This window comes from Desulfomicrobium aestuarii, from assembly GCF_055385525.1.
Window position 1 is genome coordinate 2,336,432 of the sequence record NZ_AP042427.1, and the last position, 17,544, is coordinate 2,353,975.

A 17,544-nucleotide genomic window follows, 5' to 3' on the forward strand; every position below is an offset into this window, starting at 1 on the left:
TCACAACGGGACTCCGGCTCACGCCGGGGTCCCGTTCCTTTTTGCAGGCCGTGCCACTGGCGGGCCGCACGCACGACCCGCAACATTTTCCGCATCCCCTTGTCCTTTTCCCCCAAACAGGGTAATAAATATCTATGACTCTCGTTAAAAACTATCGTTATCATCAATAGCTTCAACCCGGAGGTCCGGCACATGGCAGAAGAAGTGGCAGCAGGCTGCACACGTCCCGCGGTCGAAGTGGAACAGGCACCGGCGGAAGCCCCGCAACCGGCGACAACCCAAGCACAAGGAGCGCGTCCGATGATCCAGGTAGGAAAGAAGGCCCCCGATTTCTCGGCCCCGGCGTATTTCAACGGGGGATTCGTCAACATCAAGCTGTCCGACTACCTAGGGAAATGGGTGGTCCTGTGCTTCTACCCAGGTGACTTCACCTTTGTCTGAGCGACCGAAATCTCGGCGGTCGCCGAGAAGCACGCGGAATTCGTCAAGCTGGGCGTGCAGGTCCTGTCCGCGAGCACGGACAGCATGTTCGTGCACAAGATGTGGGTCGACAACGAACTCTCGAAAATGATCACGGCCAAGACCGTGCCCTTCCCCATGCTGTCCGACGGCGGCGGCGGACTCGGCAGGATGTACGGCATCTACGACGAAGCCGGCGGCGTGGACGTGCGCGGCCGCTTCCTCATCGACCCGGACGGCGTCGTGCAGGCCTACGAGGTCCTGACTCCGCCCGTGGGCCGCAACGTCAACGAAACCCTGCGCCAGATTCAGGCCTTCCAGCTGGTCCGCGAGAGCAAAGGCACCCAGGCCACGCCTTCGGGCTGGCGCCCCGGCAAGCAGACCCTCAAGCCCGGTCCCGGCCTGGTCGGCAAGGTCTGGGAAGTCTGGACCGTGGACAAGGCCTTCGACTGACCCCGACACCTCCCTTCAACACGAAGCGCCCGCTACTCCGGGCGTTTCGTGTTCCCAGCCATCTTCATCTCCTTACGATCAACGAGCAGATCAAGCGGGCCCGTCGGTTCCGAGGCTGGGCCGTCGACTGTCCGACTGAGCCAAGGCATCGTTTGTTTTCCCGTCGCGAACCGCCCGAAGAGCAGATCTCGCTCCGGCAGGGGCGACGGGAAAACATTACGAGGCCGGCGATGGAGTTTCGACGGCCCAGCCCCGGAACCGACAGGCCCGCGGCCGCGCTGGCACAACACCCTCTTCAACAAACTTCGCATCTCACCAATATCAATCAATCGATTGATTAACACCCCCAATCGGTTTATAAACTATCCGCATGAACATCGACCTCCTTCACGAAACCACGCCCAGCCGGGCCGACACGGCCAAGGCCAGGCTGCTCGAAGCCGGCCTGCAGTGCTTCGCCGACCGCGGCCCCGACGGCGTGACCATCCGCGAGATCGCCCGCCTGGCCGGTCAGAACTCGGCGTCCATCGCCTACTACTTCGGCGGCAAGGAAGGCCTCTACCTCGCCGTGCTCGAAGCCGTCACGCGCTTCTTCCGATCCCAGGTCATGGAGGCGCAATCCGCCTGGGACGGGCAGCAGGATGCCGCCCTCAGCCGCGGTCAGGCCGTGGGCCTGCTCAAGCGCATCCAGCGCGCCTTCGCCCTGGGCATCCTGACCGACGCCAAGGCCGCCCAGTTCGCCCTGCTCATGGTCCGGGAGCAGACCCAGCCCACCTCCGCCTTCGAGGACCTGTACCGCGAGACCGTGGAACCCCTGCACCGCGTCCTGTCCCACATCCTGGCCCGCGTCACGGGCGACGACCCAGAGTCTCCCCGGGCGGTGCTGCGGGCCCACGCCCTGATCGGGCAGCTGCAGTCCTTCGTCATGGCCCGCGAGACGCTGCTGCGGCGCATGGGCTGGGACGGGTACGACGCCGCCCGTGCGGCCGAAGTGGCCGACATGCTCTCCGAAAACTTCGACATATTCGTGGCCGGCCTGCAAGCTGAGGCCCGTGAGGATACCCGCGCATGAAACGCATCGTCATCGCCCTGCTGCTCCTGGGCGCCGCCGCCGGCGGATGGTACGCCTGGAACGAATTGTCCGCGAAGGGCGACGCAGCGCCCGCCTTCCACGGCAACGTCGACATCCGCGAGGTGCGGCTGGGATTCCGGGTCGGCGGCAGGGTCGCCCAGGTCCTGAAGGAGGAAGGCGACCCCGCGGCTGCCGGGGAGGTCGTGGCCCGCCTCGACGCACAGCCCTACGAGAATGCCGTGAATCAGGCCGGGGCCCTGGTCGGGCAACTCGCCGCCCGCCTGGAGGAGCTCGAGAACGGCAGCCGCCCCGAGGAGATCGACCGGGCGAGGAAAAACTTGGCCGAAGCCGACGCGGCCCTGCGCAACGCCCGTCTCGTCTTCGAGCGCCAGCGCCGGCTCGTGGACGACGGGGCCGTGGCGCGGCAGGATTTCGATACCGCGAGCGCCGCCTTCCAGTCGGCCCAGGCGCGCCACGGAGCGGCCAGAGCGGCCCTGGATCTGCTCGAGGCGGGTGCACGCAGCGAACAGATTGCGCAGGCCGGGGCGGCCCTGGAAGCGGCCCGCGCCGCCCTGGCCCAGGCACGCATCCAACTGGCCGACACGGCCCTGGCCGCGCCCGAGGCAGGCGTGGTCCTGACCAGGGCCGTGGAGCCGGGAAGCATGGTCCAGGCCGGAAGCACGGCCCTGACCGTGAGCCTGGCCGAACCGGTCCGCGTGCGGGCCTACGCGCCCGAGCCCCTGCTCGGTCTGGTGCAGCCGGGCCGCCAGGTACTGATCTTCACGGACTCGCGCCGCGAGCCCTACCATGGGCAGATCGGCGACGTGTCCCCGAGGGCCGAGTTCACGCCCAAATCCGTGGAAACCGAAGAGTTGCGCACGGCCCTGGTCTACCGCTTCCGGGCCGTGGTGCGCGACGCGGACCGGCTGCTGCGCCAGGGCATGCCCGTGACGGTGCGGCTGGCGGAGTGACCATGGACGCCGCGACCCTGTCCGGCCTGACCAAGACCTTCAAGGGTCTCGCCGCCCCTGCCCTCTCGGACGTCTCCGGAACCGTTCGGTCAGGCGTCGTCACGGGCGTGGCCGGTCCCGACGGCGCCGGCAAGACCACGCTCATGCGTCTGATGGCGGGACTCCTTCGGCCCGACAGCGGCAGCCTGTCCGTCCTCGGCCGCGACCCTTCGACCCAGGGCGGAAACCTGCGCCTGCGGGTCGGGTACATGCCCCAGAAATTCGGGCTGTACGAAGACCTCTCGGTCCTCGAAAACCTGACGCTGCACGCGGACCTGCGAAACGTCACGGGAGACGCGCGGCGGGAAACCTTCGCCCGCCTGCTGTCCTTCACGGACCTCGCACCCTTCACCTCGCGCCTGGCCGGAAAGCTCTCGGGCGGCATGAAGCAGAAGCTCGGCCTGGCCTGCGCCCTGCTCGGCACGCCGGAACTCCTGCTCCTGGACGAACCCGGCGTGGGCGTGGACCCCATCTCCCGGCGCGAGCTGTGGCGGATGGTACGCGCGCTGGCCGGCCAGGGCATCGCCGTGGTCTGGAGCACGTCCTACCTGGACGAGGCCGAGGCCTGCGACGAGGTGCTGCTCCTGAACCAGGGCAGGCTGCTGTTCGCGGGGAGGCCGGCGGACCTGACCGGCAGGATGCGCGGCCGCTGCCTGCACCTCCGCGGCGTGTCGGGCCGCAGGCGCCGGGCCCTGTCGGCCCTGCTGCGCCGGCCGGAGGTGACCGACGGCGTCATCCAGGGCGCGAACCTGCGCATCGTGCTCAAGGAAAACGCGGCCCGGCCCGACCCGGCGGCCGCGGGCATAGAGGGGCGACCGGAGTGGAAGGAGGTCACCCCGCGCTTCGAGGACGCCTTCATCGATCTTTTGGGCGGCGGACCGGGAGGCGAGTCGGCCCTGGCCAACGCCGCGAACCCGCGACCGGACAGCCGCAAAAGTCTCATCGTGGCCGAGGACCTGACCAAGATGTTCGGGGATTTCGCCGCCACGGACCGGGTCAGCTTCGCCGTGCGCCAGGGCGAAATTTTCGGGCTGCTGGGTCCCAACGGCGCGGGCAAGTCGACGACGTTCAAGATGATGTGCGGGCTGCTGACGCCCACATCGGGCCGGGCCGAGGTCATGGGCATCGACCTGCGCCGCAGCCCGTCCCGGGCCAGGCAGCGCCTGGGGTACATGGCCCAGAAGTTCTCCCTCTACGGCAAGCTCACGGTCCGCCGGAACCTGGAGTTCTTCTCGGGCGTGTACGGGCTGTCCCGCTCCGTCGGGCGCCGCGCCGTGGAATCCATGATCGACTCCTTTCACCTGCAGCCCTTCCTGGACTCCGTCACCGAAGACCTGTCCCTGGGCTACAAGCAGCGCATCGCACTGGCCTGCGCCTGCATGCACGAACCGGACATCCTCTTCCTGGACGAGCCAACCTCGGGCGTCGACCCCGTGACCCGGCGCGAGTTCTGGAACCACATCAACGGGCTGGTGGAGAAAGGCGTGACCATCATGGTCACCACGCATTTCATGGACGAGGCCGAATACTGCGACCGCATCGGCCTCGTGCACCACGGCCGCCTCATCGCCCTGGCACCGCCCGACGACCTCAAGGCCGCGGCGGCCTCGACCGACCTGCCGGACCCGACCATGGAGGACGCCTTCATCGAACTCATCAACCGGCAGGAGGCGTCATGAGTCCCGTTTCCCCACGCAGGCTCAAGGCCCTGTGCGTCAAGGAGACACGCCAGATCCTGCGCGACCCGAGCAGCGGCATCATCGCCTTTGTCCTGCCGCTCATGCTCCTGGTCATCTTCGGCTACGGCATCAACCTCGACGCCAGCCGCATCCGTCTGGGCCTGAGCGTCGAGGACGGCGGCCAGGCCGCAGCCTCCTTCGCCGCCCAGCTGACGGGTTCGACCTACTTCGAGGTCTTCCCCGGCTCCCGGCCGGAACTCGACGCCATGCTGGAAGAGGGGCGCATCCGCGGCTACGCGGTCCTGGCCCGGGACTTCTCCCGCCTGCTGGAGGAAGGGCGGGACACGGCGCCCATCCAGATCGTGACCGACGGCGCCGAGCCCAACACGGCCAGCCTCATCGAGGCGTTCATGCGCAACGCCTGGCAGGACTGGCGCCAGGCCAGGGCCAGGGATCTCGGCCAAGACATCGCCCAGGGAGCGGACATCCGGGTGCGCTACTGGTTCAACCCCGCTGCCGTCAGCCGCCACTACCTCATCCCCGGGTCCATCACCATCATCATGACCGTCATCGGCGCCATGCTGACCTCCCTGGTGGTGGCCAGGGAGTGGGAGCGCGGGACCATGGAGGCGCTCCTGGCCTCGCCCGTGACCAGGACCGAACTGCTGCTCTCGAAGCTCCTGCCCTACTACGTGCTGGGCATGATCTCCATGGCCGTGGTGGCCCTGGCTGCCGTGCACTTCATGGGCGTGCCCTTCCGGGGCTCGGTCCCGGCCCTCGTCGTGGTGACCTCGGTCTTCCTGCTCAGCATGCTGGGCGTGGGCCTGCTGATCTCGTCGGTCATGCGCAACCAGTTCGACAGCGCCCAGACCACGCTGAACGCCGCCTTCCTCCCGGCCGTCATGCTCTCGGGCGCGTTCTTCGTCATCGCCAGCATGCCCGCGCCCCTGCGCGCCCTGACCTACCTGTTGCCGCCGCGCTACCTGGTCACGTCGCTGCAGACCATCTTCCTGGCCGGGGACGTGTGGGAGGTCCTCGTCCCCGACATCCTCTTCATGACCGGCACGAGCGTCCTCTTCCTGGCCCTGGCCGCCCTCAAGACCGCCCGCAGGCTGGACGAATGACATGAGCTGGGCCACGCGCATCCTGGCGCTCATCCGCAAGGAACTGCAGATCCTCCTGGCCGACCCCCAAAGCCGCAAGCTGGTGGTCATCCCGGTCCTGCTGCAGGTCATCCTCTTTCCACTGGCCGCAACCCTGGAGGTCAGGAACAACACCCTGGCCGTCCTCGATGAGGACGGAGGCCAGGCCGCCGCGGAACTGACCCAACGCTTCGCCCGCGCCCGGGCCTTCACGAGCGTCATCCACCTCGCCGGCGCCGGGCAGACCGCCGCGGTCATCGACAGCCAGAAGGCCATCGCCGTGGTCCGCTTCGGGCCGGACTTCTCACGCAAGGCGGCCCTGGGGGAGGCCGCACCCATGCAGCTCATCCTGGACGGGCGCAGGTCCAACAGCAGCCAGATCGCGGCCGGCTACATCCAGGACATCACCACGACATACTTCAACGAGCGCGCCGGGAACCAGGGCCGGCCTCCCGCCTCGGAGCTGGTCGTGCGGCACCGCTACAACCCGAACCTCGAATACCGCTGGTTCATCCTGCCGAGCCTGGTGGCCATCATCCTGACCGTCAGCGCCCTCATCCTCACGGCCCTTTCCATGGCCCGGGAGCGCGAGCACGGCACCCTCGAACAGCTCCTCGTCTCGCCCCTGACCCCGGAGATGATCATGCTCGGCAAGGCCTCGGCCGTCCTGCTGGTGGGGATCTTCCAGGCCTCGGTCATCATCGCCGCCGCCGTCCTCGTCTACGGCGTGCCCCTCTCGGGCTCCCTGGCCCTCATCTACGGCAGCGCCGTGTTCTACTTCGCGGCCCTTGCGGGTGTGGGGTTCTTCATCAGCGCCCTTTGCTCCACCCAGCAGCAGGCCTTCCTGGGCTCCTTCGCCTTCATCATGCCGGCCATCCTGCTTTCGGGCTACGCATCCCCCGTGGAGAACATGCCCGTCTGGCTGCAGCAGGCCACCTGGATCAACCCCATCCGGCACTTCATGGTCATCACCAAGAGCATATTCCTCAAGGACGTGCCCGCGGCCTTCGTCTTGGAGAGCGCCATCCCCCTGGCAGTCATCGCGGCGTTCACGCTGAGCGCAGCGGTGCTCATCTTCCGCAGGCGCTTCGGCTGAGCGGGGGCGTAAAAAAACCGGGCACAGGGCCCGGTTCGCGTTCCATCTTGGGGCGGGAGGCTACTTTTTCCCGCCGTCATCTTCCAACATTCTCGCGATCTCGTCCTCGCCCAGAGGCTCGGGGTGCTTGATGTCCAGGCTCCGGGACCACTCCCGGGCGAAGTCCTTCTGCAGGCGCATGTTGAGGCCCATGGTCAGACCCATGGCGATGAGGGCCCCGAGGCTGGCCAGGAGCATGTCCTTGTGCGCGTCCCAGACGTCGCCCTGGGTGCCCAGGTAGGCCGCGCCGAGCTCGCCGCCGAAGACCTCGGCCGCCGCCCACTCGATGAGTTCGTAGAGCATGGACGTGGACATGGCGAAATCCAGAGGCAGAAAATACCCCCAGAACCCGTCGGCGTTGGCGATGCGGAAGTAGATCTCGCGGATGGGGTAGGCCAGGAGCAGGCCGTATGAGAAATGCACGATGCGGTCGAAATTGTTGCGCTCCCAGCCCACCAGCTCGTTGAAGGTCGTGCCGAAGGCGGCCTGGAACCAGGCGTCGTAGGGCACTTCGGAGTAGGTGTAGTGCGCCCCGATCTCGTGGATGCCCAGGAAGATGAAGATGAGGGTGTAGGAAATCCGGGAGAACGGGAATTTTCCGGCGGACCAGAACAGGAAGACGAAGAAAACGAGGACCAGGACGTTCTCCAGCATCCAGTCCGTGCGGTGAAGCGGGCTGACGGCCAGGACGGCGAACTCGATGCAGAACAGGGCCGTCAGGAAGAGGAAATAGGACTGGTGCGGGATGGTTCTGATCCATTTCATGCGGTCTTCTCCGGATCGGCGGTTTCACCGGGGGACACCTCGGCGATGACGCGGGCCAGGGCGTCCATGTCCACGGGCTTGGAAAGGTAGGCGGTCATGCCTTCGGCCAGGAAGCGTTCCCGGTCCCCGGCCATGGCGTGGCCGGTCAGGGCGACGACGGGTATGTCGGCCGGGATGTCCGGGTGGACGCGGGCGCGGATGTGGTGGGTCGCCTCCAGGCCGTCCATGACCGGCATCTGGATATCCATGAGCACGAGGTCGAAGCTTTCGCGCTGCAGGATGTCGAGGGCCGCGCGGCCGTTGTCGGCCACCGTCGGGATGTGGCCGAGCTTGCCGAGCATCCTGGTCAGGGCCAGCTGGTTGATGCGATCGTCCTCGGCCACCAGAATGCGCCTACCGCTGACCGGGGACACGGACGCCTCCTCGCGCACCGGGCGGACACTGCCTCCGGCCATGAGCGGAACGGCCACCTCGATGGTCGTGCCCCGGCCGGGGGCGCTCTTCATGGCGATCCGCCCTCCCAGCATGTCCACCAGGCGCCTGACGATGGCCAGGCCCAGGCCCACGCCGCCGTGGGAGCGCACCGACGACCCGTCGACCTGGGTGAACGGTTGGAAAATGTCGCTCTGGCGCTCTCGGGGGATGCCCACGCCCGTGTCCGCCACGGAAAAAACGACCGTCATGCCGGAGGCCCCGTCCTCCCGCCGGGCCGAGATCCGGATGCTCCCCTTGGACGTGAATTTCACCGCGTTGCCCACCAGATTGAACAGGATCTGCCGCAGCCTCCCCTCGTCCCCGACGACATGGGAGGGAATGGCGTCGTCGATCTCGAAGGACAGCTCCAGCCCCTTGGCCTTGGCCGAAATGGCGAAGAGGTCCCGCACGGAGTCCCGCAGGTCGGCGAAATGAAACTCCGCCGTCTCCAGTTGCAGCTTGCCCGCCTCGATGCGCGACAGGTCGAGGATGTCGTTCAGAAGCTGGGTCAGGCGGCGGGAGGAACGGATGGCCGTGAAGACGGAGTTCTTCTGGTCCTCGTCCAGATGGGTGCGGCTCAGCAGCTGCAGCATGCCGAGGATGCCGTTCAGGGGGGTGCGAATCTCGTGGCTCATGTTGGCCAGAAACTCGGACTTGGCGCGGTTGGAGGCCTCGGCCTCCTGCCTGGCCCTGGCCAGGTCCGAAACGTCCGTGAGGACGCTGACGTACCCGGCGACATCACCTCGGCTGGTCTTGAGAGGCGCTCTGGTGGCCAGCATGCGCCGCATGCACCCGTCGTCGAGGAGGCATTCGAGCGTCGTCTGCTCCGCCGGCTCCACCGGAGCAGGCTCGATCACGAAGGACGACCCGAAAAGGATCTCCGGCTCGCCGACCAGCTCCTGCTCGGACCGGCCGACAAGGGAGCTGTAGGCGGGATTGCAGCGCAGAATGCGACCGTTCGCGTCCTGGACGGAAACCGGGTTGGGCAGGCCCGAGAGTAGCGACGAGAGAAAGGCATGCTGCTCCTCCAGGCGGTCCCGGGCTGCGCGCAGTTCCTCGGTGCGCTTCGCCACGGCCAGTTCCAGGTCGCGATACTGGTCGGCCTGGCGCATGATCAGAGCCAGGAGGGACGACAGGCGGTTCAGGCTGCGCACGATGATCTCGATGCCCGTCGTGTCCATGAGTCCGAGCAGCACCAGGGCCCCCACCATGTCCACGCCCACGCGGAGCGGGACCACGACGGACTCTCCAAGGCCCAGCGCCCGCAGGAGCTCGCCGGTCGGGCCCGGGTCCTTGGGGCTTGCGATCATGGCCTGGGGAGACGCGTGGCTCAGATGGATGAGCCGGTCGACCTCGGGCCTGAGCACCAGCTCCGCGTGCCGGCCCGGGCGGACGGCAAGGATGCCGTGCGGTGCGTGGTGTCCATGGCAGGCGGCCACGGCCACGGCACGGACCCCGAGAAGCTCACGGATCTGGTCAGCCACATGCTCGGCGCAGCGCACCGGGTCGTTGGCATGTTCCAGGGTGCCCACGGCCAGGTCGGTGAAAAGGTGGTAGTACGCGGGGGAATCAGCCTGCACGGATCTCCTCCAGAACGTCGGCGATGCTCTCCTCCAGGCGGGAGAGCCCCGTCTCGCGCACGGACATGGGCAGCCCGAGTTCGCGTGCGATCTCGTCCAGGGTGTCGCGCGGCACGGGGACGACACCCGTGTCCAGATAGATGAAGCGGTCGTGGACCTCGCGCAGCATCTCCTCCACGCCGCGCCCTCCCGCAAACCCCAGCTCGCGCTCGAAGACGGCCCGCCAGCGCCTGGTCCATTCCGGCAGGAAGAAGAACGCGCCGGCCTTGCGCAGTCGCCTGTAGTCCTCGCGGCCGAGGATGATCTCGCAGCAGTTGATGCCGCGGGTCTTGGTGAAGCCCGGCCGGCGGCAGAGCTCGACGATGCGCGGCGTGCAGTCGCCGTAGATGAAGAGCACCCTTTCCGGCCGACGGACCTCCAGAAGCTCGTCGATCCTGTCCTGCAGTTCACCGGGCCGCATGTGCAGCATGGAGTCGAGAAAAACCGGCCGCAGGCCCGGAAACTTCGGGCCCAGGGCCCGCAGCTCCTCCCGGAAGATGCCGCAGGTCACGGCCAGGACGTCCGTCACGTCACGGCTCCCGCGTCCAGGACGGCCTGGCGCACGGCCCGCAGGGTATCCGGATTCGTGTCGAAGGGCACGTCCGCGTGGCCCGAGGCCAGGATGAAGGCCCGGTCGCCGGCCCTCTCGGCCAGAATTTCCGAAGCCAGGGCCCGTGCCGCCTCCGGGGCGGTGCGCACCAGAGCCGGACCGCTCATGTTGCCCAGGATGAGCCGCCCTGGGCCCAGAATCTCGCGGGCGCGGGACAGGCTGTCGCGGGGGTCCATGACGAAACCCGGCACGTTGGGCAGGTCCGCGAAAAGACGGAGATGATCCTCGATGCGGTTGCCTCCGTGATGAAAGACGACTGGTCCGCGGCACAGGCCGAAGCAGCGGGCCAGGGCGGGCAGGATGGATTTTTCGAGCAGCCCCGGGGTGACCAGCCGCAGATTGGCGAACATGACGGGCGAGGCCACGAAGGTCGCGCCGGCGTCGAACAGGGCTGCGGTCAGGCGCAGGAAATGGTCTTCGGACAAGTCCATGAGGGCTGCGGCGCGTTCGGGGTCGAACAGCAGGATTTCGAGCCAGGTCTCGATGCCCAGCAGCATGGCCGGCAGGTCCACGGGGGCCGTGACCACGGCGCAGACGGGCTTGTCCGCCCCGAACTCCCCGGCCAGCAGGCGCGCGGCCTCCACGAGGTAGCCCACCCCCGGATCGAGCAGCAGACCCTCGCCCAGGGGTTCGGCCAGATCCGGGTCGCGGAACGGGGGTTTGCGCACGTTGGGCGCGAAGCGGTCCAGCCAGACCTCCTCGCCGCCGTAGGCCAGGGCCTCGAAAGGCAGGACGAACGGTGTGAAGAGAATGTCCGGGTCCAGCAGGCGCACCACTTCCCGCTGGCCTTCGAGGTATCGCCGCGGCACGGTGAAGTATTCCCGCACCGGGCAGCCCGTGAGGCGCGCGCCGTAGAGGCTCAGGGTCAGGGTGAAGGCCCTGCGGTCCGCCGGTTCGCCGCCCAGGGCGCAGAGGACGCGTTCCAGGCTGGTCATGTCCCCTCCCCTTCGGGCCCGCCGGCCCAGAGTCGATCGAAGAGCGCCGGGGCCTGGATGGCGCTGGCCGCGGTGCCGTCGCCGCCGACCTCCCGCACGAGCTCGGGCCGCAGCTTGAAGACGGCCCCGCCCACGGCCAGACGGATTCGCCCGGAAAGGCCCCGGGAGTCGAGTTCCGCCCGCACGGCCCGGATGTTTTCCGCCGTGGTCAGCATCATGGCCGAAACGCCGATGACCCGCGACCCGTGTTCTAGGGCCGCGTCGACAAAGGCCGCAGGCGACACGTCGTTGCCCAGGTCGACGACCTTCCACCCGGCGGCGCGCAGAAAGACGCCCACCATCTTGCGCCCGAGAGAGTGATAGTCGTCCTCGACGTTGCCGAGGATGACGGGGCCCTTGACGTCGAGCCGCAGATCGCCATGGGACGAGGCCGCGGCCAGCAGGACGTCCTCGGCGATCTTCCCGGCCACGTAGCCCTGGGCCAGGGAAATGCGCTCCCGGGACCAGTCCTCGCCCACGCGCTGCAGGACCGGCTCCAGCAGGTCGTTGACCGCGGCCTGGAACCCGCGCCCCCGGGCGAACCCGAGCAGCATCGCCACGGCCCCCTCGCGCTCGGCGTCGAGCATGAGGGAGAACAGGTCCTGCCTGAGTTTCTCGATGTCCGTCGTGTTTCCGCCCTTCATGTCCCCCTCCCGAGGTCGCTGGCATGTCGTGTGGATTGATCATATTTCCGGCGAGTTGGCAACGACGAACGCATCTTTTCCCGCCCCCTGCCCCGGCAATTTTCCATGCCTGAGCAGGCTGCGCCGCCTGTTGACTTCGCGGCCCATGGTGGCAAAGTCGGGGTTTACTTTTCCGGCCCGCACACCTATTTGACCCGGCTTCCGCAGGCGTCCGGCCGCGCGGAAGCCCACATCCCGGCACGGCCCCGCCGCGCCCGCACCCTTCGGAGGAAAGCATGAAGCGTCTGCTGGTTTCCCTGGGGCTTTCGGCCCTGCTCCTGTGTCCGTCCATGGTCATGGCGAAAGACCTGACCATCGGCCTCATCCTGGTCGGCCCCTATAACGACAAGGGCTACAGCCAGGCCCAGTACGAGGGCGGCAAGTATGTCGAGGAGAAGCTCCCCGGCGCCAAGCTCATCTACCTGGACAAGGTCAACCCGGCCGACCGACCCGGCCTGACCATCCCGCAGGTCGTCGACGACCTGGTCGAGAAGGGCGCGGACCTGATCATCGCCGGCTCCGACGACATGAAGGACGGCATCCGTGAGGCCGCAAGCCTCCACCCGGACAAGACCTTCATCCACATCTCCGGCGACGACGTACTGACCGGCAAGGCCCCGGCCAACCTGGGCAACCTCTTCGGACGCATGGAGTACGGCAAGATGATGGCCGGCTTCGCCGCCGCCCTGACCTCCAAGACCGGCAAGATCGCCTACCTGGGCCCGCTGATCAACGAGGAGACCCGCCGCCTGGCCGCCTCCGCCTTCCTGGGCGCGCGCTACGCCTGGACCGAGGTGCTCGGGCATAAGGCCGAGGACCTGCAGTTCAAGGTCAGCTGGATCGGCTTCTGGTTCAACATCCCCGGCGTGACCACGGACCCGACCCAGGTCGCCACGTCCTTCTTCGACGGCGGCTACGATGTGGTCATCTCCGGCATCGACACCCCCGAGGCCGTGACCGTGGCCCGTCAGAAGCGCGACCAGGGCCGCGACGCCTGGGCCATCCCCTACGACTACGCCAAGGCCTGCGAGGGCCAGGGCCCGACCTGCATCGGCGTGCCCTACTTCAACTGGGGCCCGGACTTCCTTCGCCAGGCCAAGGCCGTGCAGGGCGGCACGTGGAAGCAGGATTTCGAATGGGTCGCCCCCCACTGGGCCGACATCAACGACCACGACGCCTCCATTGTCGGCTTCATGGCCGGCGAAGGCCTGAGCGCCGAGAACAAGGCCAGGCTCGACGCCTTCGTCGCCGACCTCGGCGCCAAGAAGGTCAACCTGTTCAAGGGCCCGCTCAACTTCCAGGACGGCTCCGTCTTCCTGAAGGAAGGGCAGGAGGCCGCGGACGAGCAGGTCTGGTCCCTGCCGCAGCTGCTGCAGGGCATGGAAGGGCAGTCCAGCGCCAAGTAAGATGATCGTCCTCACCGACATCGCCAAGCAGTACGGCCGGGTCAGGGCCAACGACTCCATCAGCCTGACCCTGGAACCCGGCCGCATCTACGCCCTGGTGGGCGAGAACGGGGCCGGCAAGAGCACGCTCATGCGCATCCTTGCCGGCCACACCGTTCCCGACTCCGGGACCATCGCCGTGCGCGGCGCGTCCCACGCCAGGCTGACCCCTGCCCTGGCCGCGAGCCTGGGCGTGGGCATGCTCTACCAGGACCCCCTCGACTTTCCTGCCCTCCCCGTCTGGGAGAACTTCCGCCTGGGCGGCACGGCCCGCACCAGGGCCCAGGTGGTCGACAAGCTGGGCGAACTGTCCAACCACCTGGGCGTCTGCTTCCTGCCGGACGAGCCCATCGCCTCCCTGACCGTGGGCGAGCGCCAGCTGCTGGAACTCCTGCGCCTGCTGGACCTCGGCGCCACGACGCTCATCCTCGACGAACCCACCACCGGCATCACCCCCGAGCAGAAGCGCAGCCTCTTCGGCCTGCTGACCCGCCTGGCCCGCGAGGAGAACCACACGGTGGTGCTCGTGACCCACAAGCTTTCCGAGGCCCTGGAGATGGCCGACGCCATCTTCGTCATGCGCCAGGGCCGCCTCGTGTCGCGCCTGGAGACGCCCTGCGGCGAGGACGAGCTGGTGCGTCTCATGTTCGGCGAGGCCGTGGACCGGGCCGGGGACGTCCCGCCCGTGTCCGCCCCGCAGACGCGGCGGATGGTCCTGGACCGGGCCGTCTTCGCCGGGCCCAAGTACCATCTGGGCCCCCTGAACATCGCGGCCGCACCGGGCGAGATGATCGGCCTGGCCGGCCTCGACGGCAGCGGGCAGGAGCTCTTCCTGCGCGGCCTGTGCGGCCTGGACCGCCTGGCCGAGGGCGGGCTTGAGCTCGACGGCCGCCGCTTCGAGCGCAACGACTTCAAGACGCTGCACAAGGCCGGCGTGCACTTCGTCCCGGCCGACCGCATGAGCCAGGCCCTCTTCCCGGACCTGTCCATCCGCGAGCACATCCTCCTGGCCTTCCCGGACCAGGCCGGCCGCCTGGAGGACTTCCGGCGCGAACAGTGCGAGGGCCGCTTCAACCTGCGCGCCCACCCCGACACCCCGGCCAAGTCCCTCTCGGGCGGCAACCAGCAACGCCTCCTCCTGTCCCTGATCCCCGACGGCGCCCCCCTCCTGCTCATGGAGCACCCCACGCGCGGCCTGGACGCCGGCTCCTCCCTGCAGGTCTGGGAGCACCTGCGCGAGCGCTGCCGTGACGGCGCGACGATCTTCTTCTTTTCCCCGGACCTCGACGAGGTCATCGAACACAGTCACCGGGTCCTGGTCTTCTACGACCGCATGCTCGTGGCTGACGTGCCGCGCGCCCAGGCCACGGTCGAGACCCTGGGCGCCCTCATGGCCGGCAAGAACCTGGAGGCATGGCATGCCGCGTAGTTCCTGGCTGGAGCAAACCCTGTGGATGCTGGCCGCCCCGGCCCTGGCCCTGGCCCTGACGGTCCTCGTGGCCCTGCCCTCGGGCGCGCCGCCCCTGCAGACGCTGCAGGTCCTGCTCCTGGGAGGACTCGGGTCCATGTCCAAGTTCGGCCAGGTGCTGACGGTCTTCGTGCCCCTCATGCTCTGCGCGGCCGGCCTGCTCGTGCCCTTTACGGCGCGGCTGTGGAACATCGGCATCGAGGGGCAGGTCGTGCTCGGCGCCATCTTCTGCACCGGGGCCCTCATGCCCTTCGACCAGGGCGGCCCCGCGCACATCGCCCTGGCCCTGGCGGCCGGGATGCTCGGCGGGGCGCTGTGGGCCCTGCTGGCGGGGGTGCTGAAGACGTGGGGGCGGGTGCACGAGATCTTTTCGGGCCTGGGCCTCAATTTCGTGGCCATGGGCCTGACCATCTGGCTCATCTTCGGACCCTGGAAGCGCCCCGGCGTGGCCTCCATGAGCGGCACCGAGACACTCGACATGTCCCTGTGGCTGGACCGCATGGGCCGCCTGGCCTCCAGCTGGACGGCCCTGGCACTGGCCGCGGCCGCGCTGATGATGGTCGCCGTCCTGCTGACGCGCACCCAGTGGGGCCTGGGCCTGAAGGCCGTGGGGCAGAACCCCAAGGCCGCGCGCCTCTTCGACCTGAGCCCCAGACGGCGCATGCTGCAGGCCTTCGCCCTGTGCGGGGCCCTGGGCGGCCTGGCCGGGGCCGTGCAGGTCCTGGGCGTGTACCACCGCCTGCTGCCGAGCATTTCCTCGGGCTACGGCTACACGGCCCTGCTGGTGGGCATGATGGCGTCCTTCCGCATCCTGCCCGTGCCCTTCATCTGCCTCTTCTTCGCCGTGCTGAACGTCGGCTCCATCCAGCTGCCGCTGCAGCTGAACCTGGACTCGTCCTTCAGCGGCGTCATCCAGGGCCTCATGGTCCTGTCCGTGTTCATGACCCAGGGCCTGCGCGCCTGGCTCATCCGCCGCCGGGAGGGATGCTGATGCACGAGTTCGCCCTCGTCCTGGCCGGGATACTCCTGGCCGGCGCGCCCCTGGTCCTGGCGACCCTGGGCGAGACCATCACCGAGAAGGCCGGGGTCATCAACCTGTCCCTGGACGGGTCCATGCTGCTGTCGGCCATGGCCGCCTTCGCCCTGGCCTCGGCCACGGGCAGCCCCTGGACCGGCGCCCTGGGCGGCATGGCCGTGGGCGCAGCCGCAGCCGCCATCCTGGGCCTGACCAACATCTATCTCGGGCAGTCACAGCTGGCCGTGGGCTTCATCCTGACCCTGCTGTGCCGCGATCTGGCCTATTTCCTGGGGCATTCCTACTCCCGCCAGCCCGGACCGACCTTCGGCCTCTGGGGCATCCCCGGCCTGTCGGACACGCCCGTGCTGGACGCCCTGCTCGGACGGCAGTCGCCGGTGGTGGCCCTGAGCCTGGCGGCCATCGTGCTGTGCTGGTGGTGGATGTACAAGACGGTCGGCGGCATGCGCCTGCGGGCCGTGGGCGAATCGCCGCGGGCCGCCTTCGGCCGCGGCATCCGCGTGCGGCTGACGCGGCTCGCGGCCTGCCTGATCGGCGGGGCGCTGGTCGGCCTGGCGGGCGCGGCCTATTCCCTGGCCGTGAAGCCCGGCTGGGGGCGGCCCCAGGGCTGCGAGGGCGCGGGCTGGATCGCCCTGGCCATCGTCATCTTCGGCGGCTGGCACCCGGTGCGGGCGGCCATCGGCGCCTACTTCTTCGCGGCCCTGCAGGTCTCGGGCATCTACCTGCAGGAGCTCTTCCCCTCGGTCCCGGCCCAGGTCTTCCAGGTGGCGCCCTTCCCCATGATGATCCTGACGCTTCTGGCCGTGAACCTCGGCCGCGTGTCCTTCGTGCAGGACATGATGCGACGCTACCCCTTCCTGAAACGCTTCTCGGGCAGCTGGCCCATCACGTCGCCCGCGGCGTTGGGGCAGGACTTCGATCCGAAGAAGGGGCTGTAGCTCGATACGGGCAGAGGAGATTTCGCCCGTTCGCACGCCTCCCCTTTCGCTCAGTCCTTCGGAAACACCGCCGGATGGGTGAAGACCCAGTCCCGGTCCTGCACCGGGGTATGGCAGGACGTGCAGACTTCGGGCCCCTTGTCGAAGGGCTTCTGCTCCATGCCCAGCCAGCGCCCCCAACCCCAGCCGTAGGTCTGGGCGTACTTCTTCGAGTCCTTGAACATGAACTCGGCGTGGACCAGGTCGCTCGGAACCTTGGCCTCGGACCACGCGTCCAGGGAGGCCGCCTTCCAGACCACCTTGCCCAGGACCGCGCCGTCGGGCCAGGGGTTGGTCTGCCCGGCGCGGGCCGCCTTCACGGCCACGTCGTTGCCGACGATGAGGCGGACCGTGTCGTTGTCCGTGCGATGGGCCACCGAGATGGCCGCCCAGTCCTGCCATCCGGCCGGGTATTCGATGCCGTGGGACGGGGCCGGCCCATCCGCGAAGGCCATCGGGATGCACGCCGCCAACGCCGACATCAGCAGAAAAATGACCGTTCTCATCACGCTCCTCCTTCGGCTACCGCAGCCGACACGCCCC

Annotated in this window: 16 protein-coding genes; 10 read left to right on the forward strand and 6 right to left on the reverse strand. The window is 68.3% G+C overall.

Translation table 11 applies throughout. The annotated features are described in order from the left end of the window. Positions 1-192 precede the first annotated feature (192 nt). The 6 genes from prxU to ACZ5AC_RS10565 all read left to right on the forward strand — a co-directional run bounded on the left by prxU (position 193) and on the right by ACZ5AC_RS10565 (position 6,911). Complete coding sequence (prxU, locus tag ACZ5AC_RS10540; protein WP_464247577.1) at positions 193-912, forward strand: thioredoxin-dependent peroxiredoxin; 720 nt, start codon at positions 193-195, stop codon at positions 910-912. A gap of 370 nt (positions 913-1,282) precedes the next feature. After that, the gene (locus tag ACZ5AC_RS10545) at positions 1,283-1,984 is read left to right on the forward strand and encodes a CerR family C-terminal domain-containing protein (RefSeq protein WP_464247578.1); all 702 of its coding nucleotides are present in this window, start codon (positions 1,283-1,285) and stop codon (positions 1,982-1,984) included. Continuing rightward, a complete protein-coding gene (locus tag ACZ5AC_RS10550; RefSeq protein WP_464247579.1) occupies positions 1,981-2,955 on the forward strand; it encodes an HlyD family secretion protein in 975 nt (324 codons plus the stop codon). Before ACZ5AC_RS10545 ends, ACZ5AC_RS10550 begins: the two co-directional genes overlap by 4 nt. Positions 2,956-2,957: 2 nt before the next feature. After that, entirely contained in the window at positions 2,958-4,673 is a 1,716-nt protein-coding gene (locus ACZ5AC_RS10555; RefSeq protein ID WP_464247580.1) for an ATP-binding cassette domain-containing protein, read from the forward strand. After that, positions 4,670-5,797, forward strand: coding sequence for an ABC transporter permease (locus ACZ5AC_RS10560; RefSeq protein ID WP_464247581.1), 1,128 nt, complete (start codon positions 4,670-4,672; stop codon positions 5,795-5,797). The genes ACZ5AC_RS10555 and ACZ5AC_RS10560 overlap by 4 nt, the downstream gene beginning before the upstream one ends. Before the next feature lies 1 nt (position 5,798). Then, positions 5,799-6,911, forward strand: a complete 1,113-nt coding sequence (locus ACZ5AC_RS10565; RefSeq protein ID WP_464247582.1) for an ABC transporter permease — start codon at positions 5,799-5,801, stop codon at positions 6,909-6,911. Positions 6,912-6,971: 60 nt separating this feature from the next. Here the strand turns inward: ACZ5AC_RS10565 and ACZ5AC_RS10570 are convergent, their stop codons facing one another. The 5 genes from ACZ5AC_RS10570 to ACZ5AC_RS10590 are packed head-to-tail and all read right to left on the reverse strand — an operon-like array spanning position 6,972 to position 12,036. Next, positions 6,972-7,715 (reverse strand): DUF2238 domain-containing protein, encoded by a 744-nt coding sequence (locus ACZ5AC_RS10570; protein WP_464247583.1) that lies wholly within the window; start codon positions 7,713-7,715, stop codon positions 6,972-6,974. Further along, entirely contained in the window at positions 7,712-9,769 is a 2,058-nt protein-coding gene (locus ACZ5AC_RS10575) for a hybrid sensor histidine kinase/response regulator (protein ID WP_464247584.1), read from the reverse strand. Before ACZ5AC_RS10575 ends, ACZ5AC_RS10570 begins: the two co-directional genes overlap by 4 nt. Continuing rightward, positions 9,759-10,337 (reverse strand): DUF1638 domain-containing protein, encoded by a 579-nt coding sequence (locus tag ACZ5AC_RS10580; protein ID WP_464247585.1) that lies wholly within the window; start codon positions 10,335-10,337, stop codon positions 9,759-9,761. Before ACZ5AC_RS10580 ends, ACZ5AC_RS10575 begins: the two co-directional genes overlap by 11 nt. Continuing rightward, positions 10,334-11,353, reverse strand: a complete 1,020-nt coding sequence (locus ACZ5AC_RS10585; RefSeq protein WP_464247586.1) for a uroporphyrinogen decarboxylase family protein — start codon at positions 11,351-11,353, stop codon at positions 10,334-10,336. Before ACZ5AC_RS10585 ends, ACZ5AC_RS10580 begins: the two co-directional genes overlap by 4 nt. Further along, positions 11,350-12,036 carry a cobalamin B12-binding domain-containing protein gene (locus tag ACZ5AC_RS10590; RefSeq protein WP_464247587.1) on the reverse strand — a complete coding sequence of 229 codons (687 nt, stop codon included), beginning with the start codon at positions 12,034-12,036 and terminating at the stop codon, positions 11,350-11,352. The genes ACZ5AC_RS10585 and ACZ5AC_RS10590 overlap by 4 nt, the downstream gene beginning before the upstream one ends. 275 nt (positions 12,037-12,311) lie before the next feature. Here ACZ5AC_RS10590 and ACZ5AC_RS10595 point away from each other — a divergent pair, with 275 nt between their 5' ends. Genes ACZ5AC_RS10595 through ACZ5AC_RS10610 form a run of 4 tightly spaced genes read left to right on the forward strand, consistent with a single transcriptional unit; the run spans position 12,312 to position 16,962 of the window. After that, a complete protein-coding gene (locus tag ACZ5AC_RS10595; RefSeq protein ID WP_464247588.1) occupies positions 12,312-13,481 on the forward strand; it encodes a BMP family lipoprotein in 1,170 nt (389 codons plus the stop codon). 1 nt (position 13,482) lies between these two features. Continuing rightward, complete coding sequence (locus ACZ5AC_RS10600; protein ID WP_464247589.1) at positions 13,483-14,949, forward strand: ATP-binding cassette domain-containing protein; 1,467 nt, start codon at positions 13,483-13,485, stop codon at positions 14,947-14,949. Beyond that, positions 14,939-15,979: an ABC transporter permease gene (locus tag ACZ5AC_RS10605; protein ID WP_464247590.1), complete on the forward strand. Its 1,041-nt coding sequence runs from the start codon at positions 14,939-14,941 to the stop codon at positions 15,977-15,979. Before ACZ5AC_RS10600 ends, ACZ5AC_RS10605 begins: the two co-directional genes overlap by 11 nt. Continuing rightward, positions 15,979-16,962, forward strand: a complete 984-nt coding sequence (locus tag ACZ5AC_RS10610; protein ID WP_464247591.1) for an ABC transporter permease — start codon at positions 15,979-15,981, stop codon at positions 16,960-16,962. Before ACZ5AC_RS10605 ends, ACZ5AC_RS10610 begins: the two co-directional genes overlap by 1 nt. 50 nt (positions 16,963-17,012) lie before the next feature. Here the strand turns inward: ACZ5AC_RS10610 and ACZ5AC_RS10615 are convergent, their stop codons facing one another. Next, the gene (locus ACZ5AC_RS10615; protein ID WP_464247592.1) at positions 17,013-17,507 is read right to left on the reverse strand and encodes a cytochrome P460 family protein; all 495 of its coding nucleotides are present in this window, start codon (positions 17,505-17,507) and stop codon (positions 17,013-17,015) included. Positions 17,508-17,544 lie beyond the last annotated feature (37 nt).